Consider the following 18,727-nt stretch of genomic DNA (forward strand, 5'->3'; position numbering starts at 1 on the left):
AATCAACGTTTGTCAGCTTAAAAATGTTTCACGTGAAACCACTTAGTTAGCTTTTAAAATCTTCTCCGTCTGTTGCTGCAACGCATCAAAGGCGTTTTTCCCTGCCGTCCCTTTCGTCACCGTGACATCCACCGTGTCCATCAGGTCGTTGCGATAGTCGCCGTAACCGGCAAACACGGTTGAGGCAAAGGCATCATCTGCCGCTTCCCCGGCGGCCTTGAAGGTCGGATTGGCCTTCAGGTACTTTTGATAGGCCGCAGACGCCAGCCCGCTCTTGGTCACCGGCACATACCCGGACTTAATGGCCCACTGAGCGGTGTTGGCCTTTTTCAGCAAGAACTTCTGGAAGGCCCAGGCGCCGGCTTGCTGCTGTTTGGTCACCCCTTTGAACAGCACGTTATCATTGCCGTTCAGCGGCGCCGCGGTGGATCCGTTGGCGAAGCTTGGGATGATGGCAGTGCCCCAGTGCATGCTCTTTGGGGCTTCGCTTTGCACCGAGCCGATGGAGCTGGAGCTACCAATCCCAAACACGGTTTTGCCCTGAGTGAAAGCCACGTCGAAGTAATAATCGTTCCCAGCGGTCACCAGGTAGCCATCTTTGCGCATGTTCAAAATGGTATCGACAGCCTGCAGCGTCGTTGGTGCATTCAAGTTGGCCTTTTTCGCTGGTGTAATCAGCTGGTGGCCGGCTTGCTTCGCCATCCCTTCCAGCTGCACATCGTAGGACTGATCCGTGGCAATCACGCCCAGGCCGGCGGCTTTAAGCTTCGGCCCCATGGCCTGCAGATCCGCCCATGTTTTCGGCAAGGTCAGGTTGTATTTGGTCATGAGGTCCTGATTATAGAACAGCACCTGGGTAGAAACCGAGTATGGCAAGCCGTAGTATTTACCTTCATATTTGCCGGCGGCGAGGAAGCTAGGGAAAATGTCAGCCTTGGCGCTCGCCGAAAGCTTGTTAGCCCCGTCTAACATCTGACTATCCCACGGAATCAGAAAGTCATTTTTCACATAGTCACCGATGTTGGTGTATGGCGCCTGGGCCATCACCGGCAGCGTTTTGGACTTCGCTGCGGCCATCAATTTTTGCTGCAAGGCGTCATAGCTGCCTTGCGAGGTGGCCACGACCTTGTAGTCTTTTTGCGATTGATTGAATTCATCAATCAGCTTTTGCTGGGCCTTGTCCCAAGAGCCGGTCATGCGATGCCAGTACGTAATTTTCACTGGCGTGTCGGCTTTCGCCTGCTGCTTACCCCCGCAGCCAGCGAGCCCCACTGTCAACAATAACCCCAAAGTGAACGCCAGCCAGCGGCTTGTGCGTTTTTTCATTCTGTTTTCCTCCCATGCTGTCTATGATGTCTTGACACCCCATCATTATGCCAACTTTTCCAGGGAAAGGAAAGTGCTAAGCCCTATTTTCTGTAATTGAGAGCTGCAGCCGAGCCAACCGAAAGCGATTTCTTTGCCGGCTGGTCGGTCTTGTGCCGCCCTGACGGCTAGTGTATTCTGAAAGCGAAAGGATGGTGCTTTATGCCAGAAACATACGGCTACATCAAACGCATTCGCGGGCTCGTCGGTCACATGCCCTTGATTTTGAACTGCTCTGCCGGGGTGCTGCTGAACGACAAGCGGGAGATTTTGCTCAATCATCGCACCGATAACGGTACCTGGAGCTTGCCCGGCGGCTACATGGAATACGGCGAAACCTTTGCCCAGACGCTGATTCGCGAGTACAAAGAAGACAGCGGCCTAGACGTCAAAATCGTTAAGCCGCTGTCGGTATTCGATCAAGGGGAAACGGTGTATCCCAATGGCGACGTGTGCCAAACCATTGCGATGCTTTATCAGGTCGAACAAATCGGTGGTAGTTTTGCCGAAGCCGATGCCAACGAAACCACCGAGGTGAAATTCTGGCCACTGGACGGCTTGCCGCCGCTGCTTAATCAGCAAAACGCAGACATGATTGCTTACGCTGCAGCGCACTGCGAGTAGGAACTGTTAGCAGCCAGCCCCGCACAAGCAGCAACCCTGAATCAAACCAGCCGCATCGACCCAGATGCGGCTTTTGCTTGCATAAAATCACATCAGCTGACCAATAGCGTAGTGAATGATCATGGTGATAATGCCGACAATGATATTGCGGATCATCGCGGTTTTCACCAGCCCGTCACCGAATTTGGCCGAGAGATAACCGGTCAACGACACCGACAGCAGCACCGCGACAATCGTCCCTGGCCACTGCCAGCCCACTGGCAACACCGTCATCGCGAACAGTGGAAAAATCCCGCCACTGGCCGCTGACACCAGCGAGGAAAACGCCGCATACCACGGGTTCATGTAGTGGCCTTTTTTCAAAGCGTACTTAACCCGAATCACCGTGCCTAGTGGATCTTCTTCAAGCAGCTGATCAGCGATTTGACCCGCTGTCGCTGCCGTCACACCGCGCGCGACATAATAGGTGATCACCGCTTGGCGTTCGCCCGCCCAATCGGTTTTGAGTAACGCCGATTCCTGCGCCACCACGGCCTGCTCCGTGTCTTTTTGGGAGCTCACGCTGGCATACTCGCCGCTCGCCATGGAAAATGCGCAAGCCAGCAAATCCGACAAACCCGCGATAAAAATCGTGAACTGATTAGTAGTTGCCGCCGCGACCGAAAACAGCACCCCGACCACCGTCAAAATGCCGTCGTTGGCCCCGAGCACCCCGGCGCGCAAAGTGTTGGCGCGCTCGGCCATGGTCTGCTGGGCTTTGGTTTTTGGTTTCACGATTGCTTTCATGCTCAACGCCGCCTTCTGTGAAAAATCGACTGCCCGCTTAATGCGCGAATAACGTCCCAATGCCGTAAGTCACCGTCATGGTCAACACGCCAGAGACGACATTGCGGAGCATCGCCTTCCCGCGGTTGGCATGGCCCAACGCCGCCGCGGTGTAGCCGGTCAAGGACAAGGCAATGATGACGGCAATGACCGTCGCGATGACTTTGATGGCAAGTGGAAATACCGAAATGGCAACCAAAGGCAAAATCGAGCCGGTTGGAAAAGAAATCATGGAAGCCAGGGCCGCCGCGACGGCGCTGGCTTTTTCGTTGAGATCAAAGCCGTAGCGTTCCCGGACCGCAATATTCAGCGCGTCGCGGGTGAGCATTTCATGGGTGGCTTGCTTGGCGAGGTCAGGCGAAATCCCGGTTTGCTCGTACTTATGCTGGATAAAATCAAACTCACCCTGGTAATCGTTATCCAGCGCGCGACTCTCTCGGGCAATCGCCTGGCGCTGGCCGTCCCGCTCACTGTTGACCGAAACATATTCCCCCATCGCCATCGACACCGTACCGGCGAGCATGCCTGACAGCCCGGAAAGCAAAATCGCATAACTGTTGCTCGTGGCGCCGGCTACCCCAATCACAATCCCAGCCACCGACAAAATGCCGTCATTGGCCCCCATCACGCTTGCCCGCATGACGTTCACTTTTTCTGCAAGTTTCATGCTTTTCCCTCGCTTTTTGGAACCACTCCAATGTAACAAAATCGATTGTAGTCCGCGTTCGGCGACATGTAAACCACCCGGAAAAATTTATTTCGTTGCTCCTAACTTTTTTGTGAGTTTACAAATGAACGGCATTGCAGTCAAGTCAACAACCTCGCGCCCTAATTTTCGCCAGCTTCAGATTGCCGGCGCCGAGCGTATTTATGCCACGGCAGAAAACGCCTTTAAATGGGCTTAATTTTGGCGTTTCACCGGTATGGCTGGCCTTTACCTTGCGAGCCCTAATCACTTTTGTTTCTTTCATCAGCCACCCTTTCCGCGAGCAAGCCCTCGTTATTTTTGTTAGGCGCCACTAAATAAAATATTTACATCCCTTTTCAGGGGCGTATACTGAAGGTGATTTCAGAAAGGATTGATTGAGTTGAAGGAGACAAACAGCGCGCCTAAATCGCGCAAGTTGATTGCTTACGCCAACGGCCCCTCACTGGAGGAAATCAACGGGACAGTGGAGGTGCCCAAGGGCAAAGGGTTTTGGCGCACGCTACTGGCTTATTCAGGTCCCGGGGCTTTGGTCGCCGTCGGTTACATGGATCCAGGTAACTGGTCAACCAGTATCACCGGCGGGCAAAACTTCGGGTACCTCCTCATTTCCATCATTTTGATTTCAAGTTTAATTGCCATGCTCCTGCAAAACATGGCAGCTAAACTTGGCATCGTAAGTCGCATGGATTTGGCACAGGCCATTCGCGCTCGCACTAGCAAAAGCTTGGGCATCGTCCTATGGATTATGACTGAGTTGGCCATTATGGCCACCGATATTGCCGAAGTTATTGGCGCCGCCATTGCCTTGTACTTATTATTTGGCATTCCGCTGGTGATCGACGTGTTCATCACCGTCTTTGATGTCTTGCTATTATTACTGTTAACACGCATCGGTTTTCGGAAAATCGAAGCGATTGTGGTGACCCTGATCATGGTGATTCTGCTGGTCTTTGTTTATCAGGTGGCTTTGAGCCGGCCTGATTGGCTCAGCGTGATCAAAGGCCTGGTGCCCTCGGCTGGCGCCATTGCTTCCCATCCGGTGGTCAATGGTATGTCACCGCTGAACGGGGCGCTAGGGATTATCGGCGCCACCGTCATGCCGCATAACCTGTACCTGCACTCGGCGATTTCCCAGACGCGGAAAATCAACCACGATGATGAGGATGAAGTCGCCACTGCGGTTCGCTTCAGTCAGTGGGATTCCAATATTCAACTGTCTGTCGCTTTTGTCGTCAACTCCCTGCTACTGATCATGGGGGTCGCAGTGTTCAAAAGCGGCGCCGTGAAGGATCCGTCCTTCTTCGGCTTGTACCAAGCCCTTTCCGATAGTTCCGTGCTCAGCAACGGCATTTTGATTGCGGTGGCTAAATCCGGCGCGTTATCGGCCTTGTTCGCCATTGCGCTGCTGGCTTCCGGGCAAAATTCCACCATTACCGGGACCTTAACCGGTCAGGTAATCATGGAAGGCTTCATTCACATGAAGATGCCGCTGTGGGCGCGGCGCCTGGTCACTCGGCTGATCTCGGTGATTCCGGTACTGGTCTGTGTGTGGATGACGCGCAATCTGTCAGCTGTGGATGAACACGAGGCGCTGAACACCTTGATGAATAACTCACAGGTGTTCCTCGCCTTCGCCTTGCCATTTTCCATGTTGCCGCTGCTGATGATGACCGATAGCGCCGCTGAAATGGGTAGCCGCTTCAAGAACTCGCTGTGGGTCAAAATCTGCGGCTGGATTTCCGTGCTGGGCCTCACCTTCTTGAATATGCTGAACCTGCCTGATTCTTACGTCGGCTTCCTCGGCGCACACGCCTCAGCGAGTGAAATCAACACGGCACATGTCTTAGCCTACATTTCGATTGGCTTGATTGTGCTGCTGCTTGGTTGGTGCGTCACCGATCTTTACCGCGGCAACAAGAAGCTGCTGGCCGCCGGCATGGGCCGCGATCAGCTATTAGCCGCCGGCAAATCAGCCGACACCATGATCAACGCCGAACGGGCCAAAGAAACCGCTGAAGACAAGCACACTGAAGCCTAAGGAGGAGACAGCATATGGCACAAGATGATTTCAAGCACATTCTCGTCGGGGTGGATGACTCCCCTGACGCCTTAGCCGCCTTCCAATATGCGATTCACCGCGCCAAGGCAGATCAAGCTGAACTCATCATTGCTTCCATTCTCGAAAGTGATGAAATGAACGTTTATCAGGCCTTATCGAAGGATTATGTGCATGGTGAACGGGCCGATCTGGAGCAGCACCTCAGCGAATACGTCAAGCTCGCCGAAAAAGCCGGTATCGCTAAGGTCCGTGCTGTCATCGGCGAAGGCGACCCTGGCGAAACGATTGTGAAGACGCTCATCCCCAAGTATCAGCCTGACCTCTTGGTGATTGGGGCCTCGGCCAAAACTGGCTTAGCGAAGCATTTTGGTAGCCAAGCCGCTTACATGGCGAAGCACGCCCCGATTTCGGTGCTGGTCGTGCGCGAGTAAGCGATATTTCCCGGAAAATACTGCGCCAACAAAGAATCCCTGCGGCCAAGCGGCTGCAGGGATTCTTTGCGTTCACCATCTATGTTCACTGACTCAAACTTTCAAGCTTAGGCCCCGGTAATGCCCAGGAAGGTCAAGGCAAAGCCGAGAACGACAACGCTAATCAAGACCTTAACGGGACCAACGTTCTTGCGTAACAGCCAGAAGCAGCCCAATGCCAACAGTAGTGGCAACATATTCGGCAAGATTTGGTCGAGCACTTTTTGCAGTTCGAAGACGGTGCCATTGATCTTCGTCTTGAAGATGACCGGCACTTTGACCAAGGTGGCGATCATGCCGCCGACAACGGTGACCCCAACAATGGAAGCGGCCTTGGTGAACATCGCCATCACGCCATTTTCCACGGCCTTTTGAATGTACTTGGTCCCCAATTTGTACCCGAACTTCTGGCCGTAGTACCGGACCAACAAGTTAGGAATTAGGGCAATCAGCGGCAAGGCCGCCACAATCAGGTTCCCTTGCTTGGCAAAGGAAATCGCAATCCCCATGATGATCAAAGCCCAAACACCGGAGAAGAAGGTATCACCGATCCCAGCCATCGGGCCCATGAGCCCAATCTTCATCCCGGAAATCCCGGCGGTATCAAAGGTGCCCTTAGGTGCCTTCGCATTTTCTTCTTCCATGGAAATGGCTAACCCTGACACCATGCCGTTCATGTTCGGTGTGATGTTGTAGAATTCCATGTTCCGCTTCATGGCTTCCCAGAACTGGTCGTCATCTTTGTAAATTTCGCGGTAGATTGGCGCGTGAACCCAGTCCCAAGCTACCCCTTGCTGCCGGGTGTAGGACATGTTGAAGCCCAGGAACATGTTGCGCCAGAACATGCGCTTCGTTAACTTTTTATCTTGCGCAGTCATTTCAATTTTAGTCATTGAAGAAGTCCTCCTCATCATTACCTGTTGATGCGGCTGTTTTTGCTTGCTTGACCTCATTAATATGCCGGTCAATGAAGAACATCATCAGCCCAAAGACGACACCGAAAATGGACACCGCCATGATTGGCAATTGCAGGTACGCCGCCATGGCAAACCCGGCGATAAAGAATGGCAGGAATTCAATGTTCCAAACGAACTTGAGCAGCATCCCCATCCCAACGGCTGGCAGCATGCCCGCGGCCACTGTCAAACCGGTCAGGAAAGGCTTTGGAATGGCATTAACAAAGGCATTGATGCCTTTGGTCCCGAGCAAAATGGCAACGAAGGCCAAGGCGAAGTACGCGAGCAGGTAAACCGCGATCTGCACCCACCAGAGACGATTGAACTTCTTCAGGTTACGCTGATCAATGTAGCGATCAAAAACTTCAACGTTAGCGGTGAACCAGAACTTCAACAGGTTCCAAACAATCACCGCCAGCATGGAGATTGGCACTGCCAAGGCAACAGCAACGGCAGGCTTTTGGTTCAAAATCAAGGCGAAGGCCACCCCGAGCACGCCCCCAACGGCGGTATCTTGTGGCAGCACCGCGCCGATTTGCATGACCCCATAAAAGGCTAATTCAACGGCGGCACCTAAGATCAACGCTTGCGATGGGCTCTTACCCAGCACCAAAGCCAAAACGATATAAGAGAAAAATGGCATTAATTGTGCGAATGAACCATAAGCATTGATCCATTTGGCGAAGGCCATCACTAACCCGACCATGAATGCTTGATAAAGTAACATAACTATTCTCCTTTCAGAAGACTCAAGAATGGTACTGGCGTGTCACTTGGGAGCGGCTGATAAACGAAATTATTGCGTTTCTCTCCAATCGCCTTGACCGCCTCGACCTCATCATCGGTGAGATAAACCGTTTCTGAGATCTTGTGTTTATCATTCAAGTTGCCGCCGCCAATCCGGCCAACATTGGCAATGTCCACCTTGGTTTCGACATCAACGTTATCCACCAGCGCCTTCAAGTTAGCCACCGTGTTGGTGAGCAAAAGCATCTTTAGTTTTGCCCCGCGCGGATCATTGGCGAGCTCAATGGCTTTGGCCACTGGGACCACCGCCACCTTGATGCCCGCCGGCGCTGCCAGGAGCAGCGCGTTTTTTTGGATATCACTTTTGGCCGCTTGATCACTCGCCACGATAATCCGGCTCAGCTGTAGTTCCTTTGACCAGAGCAGGGCGACTTGGCCGTGAATCAAGCGATCATCACAACGCATCATACTAATCATCAAAACACCTCCATCTGCGGATGATTGCTCACCCGATTTGCTTACACTGACGTATAAGCAAATACGGTGCCAATCTTGTTAAACCACAGCTGGAGGCGTTATTTGGTGAAGCGTTTACATGAAATAATTAGTGTGCAACGGGGTTCAGGCCGGCGCCAAAATGGATTTAAACAGTTCTGACAACAGCGACAACTCATAGCCATCAATCGTGATGCCATATTTCAGCTCAATCGGCTTGAAAATGCCTTGTGCCACTGTGAAGAATTCCTCTTCCTTGGCGTCTTTTGGCTGCAGTGAGGCACTACGGCTGCCCGACACGCCCGTCATCAGGCGTTCGACCATCAGGGAAATGTGCATGTACAAGTTGAGCTTTGTTTTCCCATCGATTTTGACATGGTAATAATTCTCGAATTTGAAGATGACGGTTTCCACTTCTTGAATAATGATGCTGGGGTTCAGAAAGGCCAGCCGTTCCGACACGCCTTCTATGGATAAGAAGCGCACCAGCCGGTTATAGAGGTCATCGAAAGTCTTTTGATCCACATACTGCTTGAGAATATCGTGAATCATCACCTGCCCGCTGGCATCCAGCAGGTCGTAAATGTTGATATGCGGAATTTCGAAGGTCTCTGGCAAGTTCGTGGTGGTGATGACCAGCAAGGTGGATTCAAAGGCTTCAATGTCATTGGCCGCCACGCTTTGCCGCAGGCGGTCAAAGTCCATAGTCACCAAGCTAATGCGCCGACCCAGCACTTCTTGGAAGATATCGCGCAGTTTTTCGGAAATACCCAAACCGGACATACAGGAAATCACAATGTTCTGATTCTTGGCAAACCCTTCGAAGTACTGGGCCGCAATCGTGTAGTCGGTGCTGGCATGTTCGGCAATCGCTTCAAAGGGCAGCTTTTGCTGAATTTTCAGCCCGATATCCAGCGCCGTCGCTGTGGTGAGGTTGTTCACGACGAGCAAATCGCCTTGCAACTGGCTTTTGATTTGGGTGTACAGCTGGTTCAACGAGCCCATGTCGACCAGCAAGATGAAGCCGTTGGAGGTATCAAAATCCGCCACGGTTTGCTTGGCGCGTTTGGCGATTTGATTAATGGTGGTATCGATTGGCATATCCAAGGCATCCACTAAGTAGGTGCCACACAGGCGGTTGACCACTGACTGAATGCTGGTCGCCATGTGACTGCCATGGGCCACCATTAAGCAGCGTAGCGGAATTGTTTCATCTACGGTTTCACTTAAACAGCAGGTTAAAATCGCCGTCAACACTTCATGGCTGGCCGGCGCAATCACCGGTAGCTGGGCATAAAAGGCCTGGGCCACATGCTGCGAGCGGGCAAAATGACTGGCCAACCGTTTAATGGCGGCCAGACTATCGCCGCCGAGCGTAAAGTTTTGACGGTATAACTGGAACAATACCGGTTCGTAGTCCAACGCCGCTTTCAGGCCGAATTGATCCACCACCACCTGCCGAAACTGCCGAGCATGCATGGCGTGAAGTACGGAATCTTCGCCGGTATCGGCGCCATTCAACTGATACAAAGTCTGCAATTGGGTGCGCACGGCCCGCGCCGTCAGTTCCGGATGCGCCGTCAGGTACGCCTCAAAATGCTGCGCCGGGCTGGCAGTATTCAGCTCAAACACCGTATCGCTGGCTTGCTCCCCGACAATCAGCGGCTGGGTGATATTCAAGTTGTCGGCAGTGACTCGGGAGGCCTCGCGATCAAAATCGGTGATCGCCACCACCAACTGGGCTCCGGTCTTTCTGGTGCTGGCCTTGGCGCAGGCGACTTTGATCATATTTTTCAGCCGGCCGACATTGCCATCGGGTTTCAAATTCAATAGGTAAGTCAACGCTTCTGGCGCGACCTGAATGGGGCACTTGAAATTCTTCGCTTCAGTGCCGAATAACACCTTAATGAAGGCTAGACGCTCATTGATTGGCCGATGGGCATAGGCCGTGAGATGCACATTAACTGGCACTCGCCGGTTAAAGGTTTCTAGCATCGCCGTGTGCGGATCTTCCGTCGTGGCGAAAATGAAGCGGACCGAAGCCGTGCTGTCGTGCTGGTTTTCACCGATGGGCCGAAAGCGGCCGGTATCCATAAAAGTGAACAGTTTTTCTTGGTTTTCACCAGACAGACGGTGCACTTCATCTAAAAACAGGTAGCCGCCATCGGCTTCTTGCAGTAGGCCTGGCTTGTTGGCGTTGGCCCCGGTGAAGGCGCCTTTGACGTAGCCAAACAGAATCGAGGAGAAGAGTTCCGGGTTATTCGCATAATCCGCACAGTTGAGCACCTTGTACGGCGCCGTTTTGGCCAGGGCACCGGTATCTTTGGCATAGCGGTAGATTTGCTGGGCCAAGAAGGTCTTCCCGACCCCAGAGTGGCCAGTAATGACAATGTTCAAGCCGCCAGGGTAAGCCACCGCGGCAATACACTTGCGGATGCTTTCCCGCTGGCTACCATTAGCGCCAATCACCGCCGCCAAACTGTGCAAATCATCGACGGCGCTGGCCACTGGCGCCACGGTGCTCGTTAACTGCCAATACACCGGCCGCCCGGTGCCTTTTTTGACCAACCCCGCCTGCAGCAAGTCACTGAGATAATGACTCGTCACCGAGCGACTCACGCCCATGCGCGCTGCAATATCAGCCGTTGCCACCTGCGTTTGCTCAGTCAGCAGCTGCTGCAGCGTTGCCAGGACTCGTTCTGTCGCTTTACTCATTTGTAAGACCCTCCTGTGTGAAAGCACTTTCGCCCTCAATTTAGCAGACGTTCTGTGCAAAAGCAAGGGCACTTCAACCACTACATAGCAGGATTAGTGTGTAGCCAAATTAAACACTAAGGTTCAGGTTGTGGCCCGTTACTTGCTTATACAAAGGTGGTAATCAAGTAGTGTGCAAAAGCCAGGCTGCGATGGTCGGCGGGAGGCTGCAAAGTGAGGCCGCCTTTAGCCTGACGATTAGCCTAGCGACAAGCATTGAAGCCGGTCTTAGGCTTCGAGGCTTGCCGCGTAGCTAATCGCTCAGGCGTTGGCCTCACGGAGCGCAACTAGAGGCTGCGGATTGACTCGGCTAGTGTAGTTGCGCCCCGATCGCCGACCGTCGTAGTCTGCTTTTGCCCACAACCAAAGGAGGAAAAAAATGTCACATCATGGATTTTGGCGCTTCGGCGTGATTTTGGGGGCGGCGGCCGCATTGCTCATTCCCGCCCACCTCACCCACGCTGCCGATGCGGATAGTATCGACACGGCCAGCGTGCAGTTGCAGATCACCAAAACGGATGGCTTCACGCACCCAGGGATCAGTATTGATCCAGAGGCTTTGGCCAATACCCGCGAGCAACTGGCAAAGCATGCCGAGCCTTGGGAAAGCTACTATCAAGGGATGCTGGCCAGTCCCTATGCGAGTTTGGATTTTCAAGCAGCGAACCTGAAGGAAGGGACCCGGGATGTCCCGCTGGATAAAACCTTCACCTCGAACAAACAAGAACCGCGGTTGTCGCAAGATGGCTTTCGTGCCTACACCCAGTCTGTGCTTTACTATCTGACCGGGAACGTGAAGTACCGCTACAATGCTATTCGCCTGATTCGCATCTGGGAGAATATGGACAAAGACGGCTACAAGTATTATGCAGATGCTCACATCCACGCCCCAGTGCCGTTTTACTATATGGTGGCGGCCGCGGAGCTGACCAAGTACACCAATCCGACGCAAGGGAGCTACAAGGATACTGAAGGCAACACCATCAACCTGCGCTGGACCGACACTGACAACCAGAAACTGATTGATAACTTTATTGATCCCCTCACCACGAACTTGTTAATCAATGTCAAAAATCAATACTTCAATCAGCACCTGTACGCCTTAACTGGCGTCATGGCGGCCAGCATTTTCAAAGACGACACCGCCGCCTATCAGGATGCGGTGGAACAGTATTTCGTCAATGCGCAATCGGAACGTCCGAACATCAACGGTGCGTTGGGTAATCTGGTCCATGTGATGACCGCGGATGACCCGCGCAACCCAACCGGCCAGGAATTTGTGCAACTGCTGGAAATGGGCCGCGACGCCAACCACGCCAAGGATGATGCCTTGGATCTCGCTGGTCTGGCGCGGATGATCAATAACCAAGGCACCAAAGTCGACCCCACCACCGGCACCATTTCCACGGCAGCCAATGCCGTTGATCCTTACAGTTTTGGCAATAATCGCTTACTGGCAGGAACGCAGCAGTTCTACGCCTACAATACCGGCCGCACGATTCCTTGGATCCAGGTGTCACAACCGGGTGACGCTGCGCACCCAGCAATTGAATCCGATGGGGTCACCAATATCATCGACTTCGGCGGCCCGGTTTCCCCTGACGGCCGCGGGCGCTTGAACAAGTTCTACAGCCTCAGCGAAGTGTATGACTATTATCGTTACCAAGAAGGCTTATCCGCTGCCGAAATCGCCAAAATTGCGCCAGCCGTGGCCAATGAAGCGACGCATTTAAGTAGCACGACTTACTACGAAGGCACCAAGCAAATGAACTACTGGGGTGCCTATTCCGACAACAAGATGACCGAAATCGGGGCGGAATATTGGCTCTCGATGCCGCAAGCGAAAGCGGCTGACACCACGACCTTCCCTAGTCAAACTGCTGGCACGGAAGATGTCACCTTCAATCAATTCGGCACCGTGCTGAATAGCAAGCTCGCCAAGACCACCAAAGATGGCATTGAAGTCACCGCCGCCACGACCCAAAAGGACATTTCCGAAACCGCCTACGACGCCACTTACCCTAAGGACACCACCACCAATCGCGGCGGCGCTCAAGTGGCCTTGGCCGGTTTGGTGAAGCCTACCACTGGCACCTTCGCCGTTCGGTTGAAGACCAATGGCACCGCTCAATTACTAGTTTCTGCCAGCAACACCCCGAACGCTGCTTACCAGACCCTGACTCTGCCAGATACCAAGAATCAGTGGCAAACCGTCGCCTATCCAGTGGCCGGCGGCAATGCTAACATCGACTTCTTCACGGTTTTAGGCCAGTCCAACGTTAAAGTGACGTTTGCTGCTGGTGTCTACACGGATGATGCCGCCTTGCCAGTGATCGGCGACACCGCCCGCGATACCGCCATGTTTTTAGGCAAAACACTGAACCTCAAGCTGACGGCATCCAATGCCACTAGCTTGAGCCTAGTGAACGGACCGCAAGGCTTGACCCTAGCCGCAGATGGCACCTTGACCTTCGCGCCGACCGCAGCCGGCACTTACCCAGTCACCGTGACCGCCACTAACGGCCAACGCACCGTCACCAAGACCTTCACCATTACCGTTGAAAATGATCGCGTGGCGGCTTACAACACCGCCACCAAGCAGCTCAGCGATGGCACCTACACCACGGCGTCACTGGCGAAAGTCAACGCCGCGGCCAAAGCGGTGCAAGCTTTGATTAAAACCGGCACCGACGAAGACTTCCAAAACGCCTTGAATGCTTACACCAAGGCCATCAAAGCCGCTGAATTGATGAACCCGACCTTGGCTGATGGCAGCTTGGCCTATGCCGGTCTCACGACGGCTAACTTGTTGCAAAAGGACTCGCAAGCCATCGATGAAACCAAAACGGCGAACACCGCCATGCTCACCGATGACAATCAGGCGACCCAAGGCGGCGACTGGCACACGCCAGCTGTGATTGACTTCGGCGAAAATGCCGCTGTCTCCTTAACGAAAGTGATGTTTTTGGCCCGCACCGGGTTCCCGAACCGCAGCCAAGGCACCAACCTGTACGGCTCCAATGATGGCATCAACTGGACCAAACTCACCGATGCCATGACCACCTTGAGCAACCAACCGCAAACGATCACCGTTTCCAATCACACCCAATATCGCTACTTCAAGGTGCAAGTTGATGCGGCTGGTGAACCGACTGACCCGGCTTACCCTGGCATCGCTGATTATGGCGAGATCCACCTCTTCGGCACCCGCTACGAACTCGCGCCAACCGCAGACGGCATGACTAAGCCGCAGCTCTTGGCTGAAACAACGCCAAGCGTCACCGATAACAGCAAGCCGCAAACCGAAATTACTACCCCTGGTCACAGTGGGCACCAAGGCCAAACTGGCAACGCCGCCAGTCAAGGCAGTAACGTTAACGCTGGGACCCAAGCCAGCAACCATGGCCAAGCCACCAGTCATCAGACCCCTAGCGCCACCAAGGTCAGTCAAAAGACCAGTACCAAGGCCACGACTGGCAAACACGGCCAGCTACCGGCCACTGGTGAAGCGGCCCAGCCATGGCTGATAGCCGCCGGCGGCATACTCTTAGCCGGCGCGCTCTACGGCCTAAAGCGTCGCGCTTAACCGTATGAACCAGTTCTCCTCCCTGCCTCAGCCCAAGCTTGCTTGGTGCTGGGGCTTTTTGTCGGCACTATTTGGCATGAAACTTGCTTGTATTGAAGTGACACGGTAAAGGGAGGATTCACATGACAGAGCTGTACACTAATCCAATTCTCAAAGGCTTTAACCCTGACGCTAGCATTTTGCGCGTCGGCGATGACTATTACATTGCCACCTCAACGTTCGAATGGTGGCCAGGGGTTGAGATTTATCATTCCACCGACCTGATCAACTGGACGGTGGTGGCAGAGCCGGTTGACCGCCCCAGCCAGGCGAATTTGGTGGGAAATTACAATTCCGGTAGCTTGTGGGCGCCTGCCTTATCTTACGACCAAGGCCGGTTCTATTTGATTTATACGGATGTCAAAACCACCGGCATTTTCAAAGATACCTTGAACTACCTGATCGAAGCGCCAGCCATCACCGGGCCTTGGAGCGAGCCGGTTTTTCTGAACGCCAGCGGCTTTGATCCGGCCATGTTTCACGATGACGATGGCCGCCATTACTTGATGAATATGCTGTACGATCACCGGCTTGACCACGATGGGTTTGCCGGCATCGTGATGCAGGAATACGACCTCGCCCATCATCAGCTCGTCGGCGCGCGCCAAAAGATTTTCCAAGGCACCCAGCTGGGCAACGCGGAAGGCCCGCAAATGCTCAAGCGCAACGGCTGGTACTACCTGATTTGCGCTGCAGGCGGCACTGGCTATTCACATGCTTCAACCATTGCCCGAGCGCGCAATATCTGGGGACCATACACCGTGGCGCCGAATACGCCGCTGATGACCACCAAACCACACCCTGACAGCCCCTTGCAAAAATGCGGCCATGTCAGTCTCGTCGAGATCACGCCGGATGAGTGGTATGCCACGTTCATCACCGCCCGGCCCCTGAAACTGCAGCGCGGCAACTGCACCCTGGGCCGAGAAACCGGCTTGACCCCGATTCGCTGGCAGGACGATTGGCCTTACCTGCTCGACGGCGGCGAGGTGCCGCCGCTGCAATCGCCGCTGCCGTCGATTGCGCAAGAAGTCGAGCAGCGCACTGACTTTTCTGAAGCGATCGATTTCACCACCGCCAAAACGCTACCGATCAGCCTCAAGTCGCTGCGAGGCCCGCTGGGTGACCACGCCCAGCTCACGCCAGCAGGTCTGGTGCTCCGCGGTCAGCAAAGCATCACCAGTCTGCACCGCCAGAGTTTGCTGGCGCGGCGCTGGCAGGCCTTCCATTTCACAGCGACCACGACCGTGGACTTTGAACCCACCAATTTCCAAGCCTTGGCGGGGCTGGTGCTGTTCTATGACACCGACAACTGGCAGTATTTAAGCATCAACTACGATGAAACCCAGCACACCCGCTACCTGCAAGTGATGGTGGATGCGGCCGGTCAGGCGCACTACGCCTCACCACGCATCCCCTTGCCAGCCGGGCTAGTGACGTTGCGGGCCGAAGTGGATCACGCCACCAGCCAGTTCAGCTATCAATTACCTGATAACGATTGGCAGCTGATTGGCGACGTGCTGCCGGCGGAGCAGCTGTCTGATGACTACGTGAAGGCCCAAGGCAAACTGGCCTTCACTGGGGCCATGGTCGGCATCTGCGCCCAGGACCTCAATGATCACACCAGCTTTGCCACCTTCAAATCCTTCGCCTATCAAGAACGCCGTTGAACGTCATATCACGCCCAGCGCAGTCCATCGTCAGTTAGAGCAACCTTAAGCCGTTCCTTCAACCAACTTTTCCTGTCATCTGTGATAATCCTGCCTGATTAAAATGCTTCCGGCGTCAGTTGGGCTTTGATTTGATTATGATTAGTTGGCTCGTCACCTTGAAGGAATTGGCTTATTTTTTTACCATACAGGCCATGTTTCAATTAGCGTTTCTGCTTGTTCGCGCGTAGCGACTTTGCGTGGTCATCTCAGGCGGTGGTATGATTTGAAAAAAAGGGGGGTGTAGACGGTGGCGTTCATAGAAATCCAGCATCTAACCAAGCGTTACGGGCAACGACAGGCAGTGCTAGATGATCTCAGTTTAGACATCGCTGCCAATGAATTCGTCGGTATTATGGGGCCAAGTGGGGTAGGCAAGTCAACCTTGCTTAACATCATCGCAACCTTGAAGAAACCAACCGCAGGCACCGTCTTCGTCGCCGGTCAGCCAGTGACAAAGTGGCGTGACGCCAAAGCAGCCAACTTTCGCCGCACCCAATTAGGCTTGATGATTCAGGATTTCCGCTTGTTACCAAACTTGACCATTGGCGATAACATCGCGCTGCCTTTGACCATCTTGCCACCACAGCCCAAAGACTTGGCTGACCGGGTTGCCCAAGTTGCGGCGCAATTTTCTTTGGTTCCGCTTTTGACGCGCTACCCCCATCAACTAAGCATTGGCCAGCAGCAGCGCGTTGCTGCCGCACGGGCTATCATCACCAAGCCAAGGCTAATTTTAGCTGATGAACCAACGGCCAGCCTCGATTCTCATGCCGCCACCACTTTCCTCCAGCACCTCGCCAAGTTACATCACGAGGCTCACACAACCACGATCTTGGTCACCCACGATGCCTTCACCGCGAGTTTTTGTGACCGCATTGTATTTATTAAAGATGGGCGATCTTTCGCCGCGGTAACCTCAAAAGGCAATCAACAACAATTTTTTGATCAAATCGTTGAAACAGCGGCAATTAGCGGTGGAAGGTGGCGCGATGAGACGATTAATTAAACCCTTGAGGGCCCATGCCGCTTTAGGCCGCGTCTTGATGTTCGCTGGCGGGGCACTAGCGACAGTTTTGTACGCTTTATTGTCAATTCTGGCTACCTCGGCGGTGATGCGCGGGATCACGCCCGCCATCGCAACGCTACTTAAACAGTGCTTATGGACTTTGGTTGGGGTACTCAGCGGGCTTGAAGTGCTCGTGATGGGGTATCTCTATCAACAGATGCTTTCGCACTATCGCACTGAGTTTCAGCTATATCGGACGCTAGGCATGCCGTTATGGTACCTCGCTTTGCGCTTGATCGGCGAAAACGGCCTCTGGGCTATCCTGACTAGCGGAATCGGTGTCGCCGCTGGTTTTATCGGTTCTAAGTTTTTTGCGATGTGGTTGTTTCGAATGATGTCACTGCCGCTGAACACTGGCCTCCTATGGTCTGCCCGGGCGGCAAGCCAACTGCTGATTGGCTACACGATTGGCTATAGCCTATTAGCGGTGACTGGCTGGTTACGTTTTTGCCGCCCTTTAGGCAGTCAAGATCGCCACAAACCGACCCGCCATCGTCGCCTTAACGACCGCTGGCAATGGCTGATAGCATTACTGGCGCCATTGGGTTTATTGGCCAGCGACTATGGGCTAGCCCACTGGTCAACCACGCCGCCAACCATTAGTGCTTGGTTGAGCTTAACCATGATTGGAATCTTTGCCGTGTGTGCTTTTACCCTACCAGCAGGATTGGCGCTCATTGCCCGGGCTCCTGGCATCCGGCAACATGCAACGCGATTACTAAGCGTAGCAACCTGTCGCCAATTATTACAGCGGTACTGGCTGACGATGGGCTTGACAACAGGCCTGCTCAGTGGCGGAATTGCACTGTTATTAAGTGGCTTGATGCAATATCAAGCCCTCCATACGGCCAAAACGCCACTCCTCTTTTTGGCCAATTTGGCGACCATTGACGGCGTTAGTGTTGATGCTGCCGCCGGGATCACCTTGTTCACAACCACCATGCTTAGCTTTGCCATGCTGGTCGCCGCCGCCATTATTCTGGGCTTGGTGCAGCGCTTAAACGCATGGGTCCAAAATGACGCCACAACGTTATATCAATTGGGGATGCCCCGCGCCGCGCTTGTGCGAATCAAACAACGCCAAGCTGGGTTAGTTGCCGGTTTGCCTTTATTATTGGGGGTCCTCAATACTGTGGTCATCTTAGCTGGCAGAATGACCTTATTGCAGCATGAGCACAACAACAGCTGGTTCATGCTCGTATCGGTACTTCTGTATCTTGCTGTCGTGCACATCGTCAGTCGCAGCAGCGCTAACGACTGATGATGTGACCGGCGGAAAGTCATCGCGGCACCCGGTACAGGAACCAAAAATCGCGCCAG

Annotated in this window: 14 protein-coding genes; 7 read left to right on the top strand and 7 right to left on the bottom strand. The window is 53.8% G+C overall.

Translation table 11 applies throughout. From position 1 onward, the window contains the following. Positions 1–42: 42 nt before the first annotated feature. Positions 43–1,326, bottom strand: coding sequence for an ABC transporter substrate-binding protein (locus AAA927_RS06170; RefSeq protein ID WP_338216679.1), 1,284 nt, complete (start codon positions 1,324–1,326; stop codon positions 43–45). Positions 1,327–1,527: 201 nt separating this feature from the next. Here AAA927_RS06170 and AAA927_RS06175 point away from each other — a divergent pair, with 201 nt between their 5' ends. Continuing rightward, the gene (locus AAA927_RS06175; protein WP_338216681.1) at positions 1,528–1,989 is read left to right on the top strand and encodes an NUDIX hydrolase; all 462 of its coding nucleotides are present in this window, start codon (positions 1,528–1,530) and stop codon (positions 1,987–1,989) included. Positions 1,990–2,076: 87 nt separating this feature from the next. On the opposite strand, the gene AAA927_RS06180 is transcribed toward AAA927_RS06175, so the two are convergent. After that, positions 2,077–2,775: a VIT1/CCC1 transporter family protein gene (locus tag AAA927_RS06180; RefSeq protein ID WP_338216683.1), complete on the bottom strand. Its 699-nt coding sequence runs from the start codon at positions 2,773–2,775 to the stop codon at positions 2,077–2,079. A 37-nt stretch (positions 2,776–2,812) separates the two neighbouring features. After that, a complete protein-coding gene (locus AAA927_RS06185; protein WP_338216685.1) occupies positions 2,813–3,481 on the bottom strand; it encodes a VIT1/CCC1 transporter family protein in 669 nt (222 codons plus the stop codon). A gap of 421 nt (positions 3,482–3,902) precedes the next feature. On the opposite strand from AAA927_RS06185, the gene AAA927_RS06190 reads away from it, so the two are divergent. Both AAA927_RS06190 and AAA927_RS06195 read left to right on the top strand, forming a co-directional pair. Further along, positions 3,903–5,561 carry an Nramp family divalent metal transporter gene (locus tag AAA927_RS06190; protein ID WP_338216686.1) on the top strand — a complete coding sequence of 553 codons (1,659 nt, stop codon included), beginning with the start codon at positions 3,903–3,905 and terminating at the stop codon, positions 5,559–5,561. Between the two features lie 14 nt (positions 5,562–5,575). Beyond that, positions 5,576–6,013 (top strand): universal stress protein, encoded by a 438-nt coding sequence (locus AAA927_RS06195; RefSeq protein ID WP_125580275.1) that lies wholly within the window; start codon positions 5,576–5,578, stop codon positions 6,011–6,013. Positions 6,014–6,120: 107 nt separating this feature from the next. On the opposite strand, the gene AAA927_RS06200 is transcribed toward AAA927_RS06195, so the two are convergent. The 4 genes from AAA927_RS06200 to AAA927_RS06215 form a co-directional block, all read right to left on the bottom strand. Continuing rightward, positions 6,121–6,945: a PTS system mannose/fructose/sorbose family transporter subunit IID gene (locus AAA927_RS06200; RefSeq protein ID WP_338216691.1), complete on the bottom strand. Its 825-nt coding sequence runs from the start codon at positions 6,943–6,945 to the stop codon at positions 6,121–6,123. Further along, positions 6,938–7,735 (bottom strand): PTS mannose/fructose/sorbose/N-acetylgalactosamine transporter subunit IIC, encoded by a 798-nt coding sequence (locus tag AAA927_RS06205; RefSeq protein ID WP_338216693.1) that lies wholly within the window; start codon positions 7,733–7,735, stop codon positions 6,938–6,940. The genes AAA927_RS06200 and AAA927_RS06205 overlap by 8 nt, the downstream gene beginning before the upstream one ends. Positions 7,736–7,737: 2 nt before the next feature. After that, complete coding sequence (locus tag AAA927_RS06210; protein ID WP_338216695.1) at positions 7,738–8,232, bottom strand: PTS sugar transporter subunit IIB; 495 nt, start codon at positions 8,230–8,232, stop codon at positions 7,738–7,740. A gap of 144 nt (positions 8,233–8,376) precedes the next feature. Continuing rightward, the gene (locus AAA927_RS06215; protein ID WP_338216697.1) at positions 8,377–10,965 is read right to left on the bottom strand and encodes a sigma 54-interacting transcriptional regulator; all 2,589 of its coding nucleotides are present in this window, start codon (positions 10,963–10,965) and stop codon (positions 8,377–8,379) included. A 418-nt stretch (positions 10,966–11,383) separates the two neighbouring features. Here AAA927_RS06215 and AAA927_RS06220 point away from each other — a divergent pair, with 418 nt between their 5' ends. From AAA927_RS06220 to AAA927_RS06235, 4 genes are all read left to right on the top strand, one after another. After that, positions 11,384–14,590 (top strand): discoidin domain-containing protein, encoded by a 3,207-nt coding sequence (locus tag AAA927_RS06220; protein WP_338216698.1) that lies wholly within the window; start codon positions 11,384–11,386, stop codon positions 14,588–14,590. 122 nt (positions 14,591–14,712) lie between these two features. Then, positions 14,713–16,299: a glycoside hydrolase family 43 protein gene (locus AAA927_RS06225; protein ID WP_338216700.1), complete on the top strand. Its 1,587-nt coding sequence runs from the start codon at positions 14,713–14,715 to the stop codon at positions 16,297–16,299. Between the two features lie 289 nt (positions 16,300–16,588). Further along, positions 16,589–17,347 carry an ABC transporter ATP-binding protein gene (locus AAA927_RS06230; RefSeq protein WP_338216702.1) on the top strand — a complete coding sequence of 253 codons (759 nt, stop codon included), beginning with the start codon at positions 16,589–16,591 and terminating at the stop codon, positions 17,345–17,347. After that, the gene (locus tag AAA927_RS06235; protein ID WP_338216704.1) at positions 17,331–18,668 is read left to right on the top strand and encodes an ABC transporter permease family protein; all 1,338 of its coding nucleotides are present in this window, start codon (positions 17,331–17,333) and stop codon (positions 18,666–18,668) included. The genes AAA927_RS06230 and AAA927_RS06235 overlap by 17 nt, the downstream gene beginning before the upstream one ends. Positions 18,669–18,727: the final 59 nt, after the last annotated feature.

The sequence above is a fragment of the Lacticaseibacillus salsurivasis genome, assembly GCF_036246225.1.
Classification (GTDB): Bacteria; Bacillota; Bacilli; order Lactobacillales; family Lactobacillaceae; genus Lacticaseibacillus; species Lacticaseibacillus salsurivasis.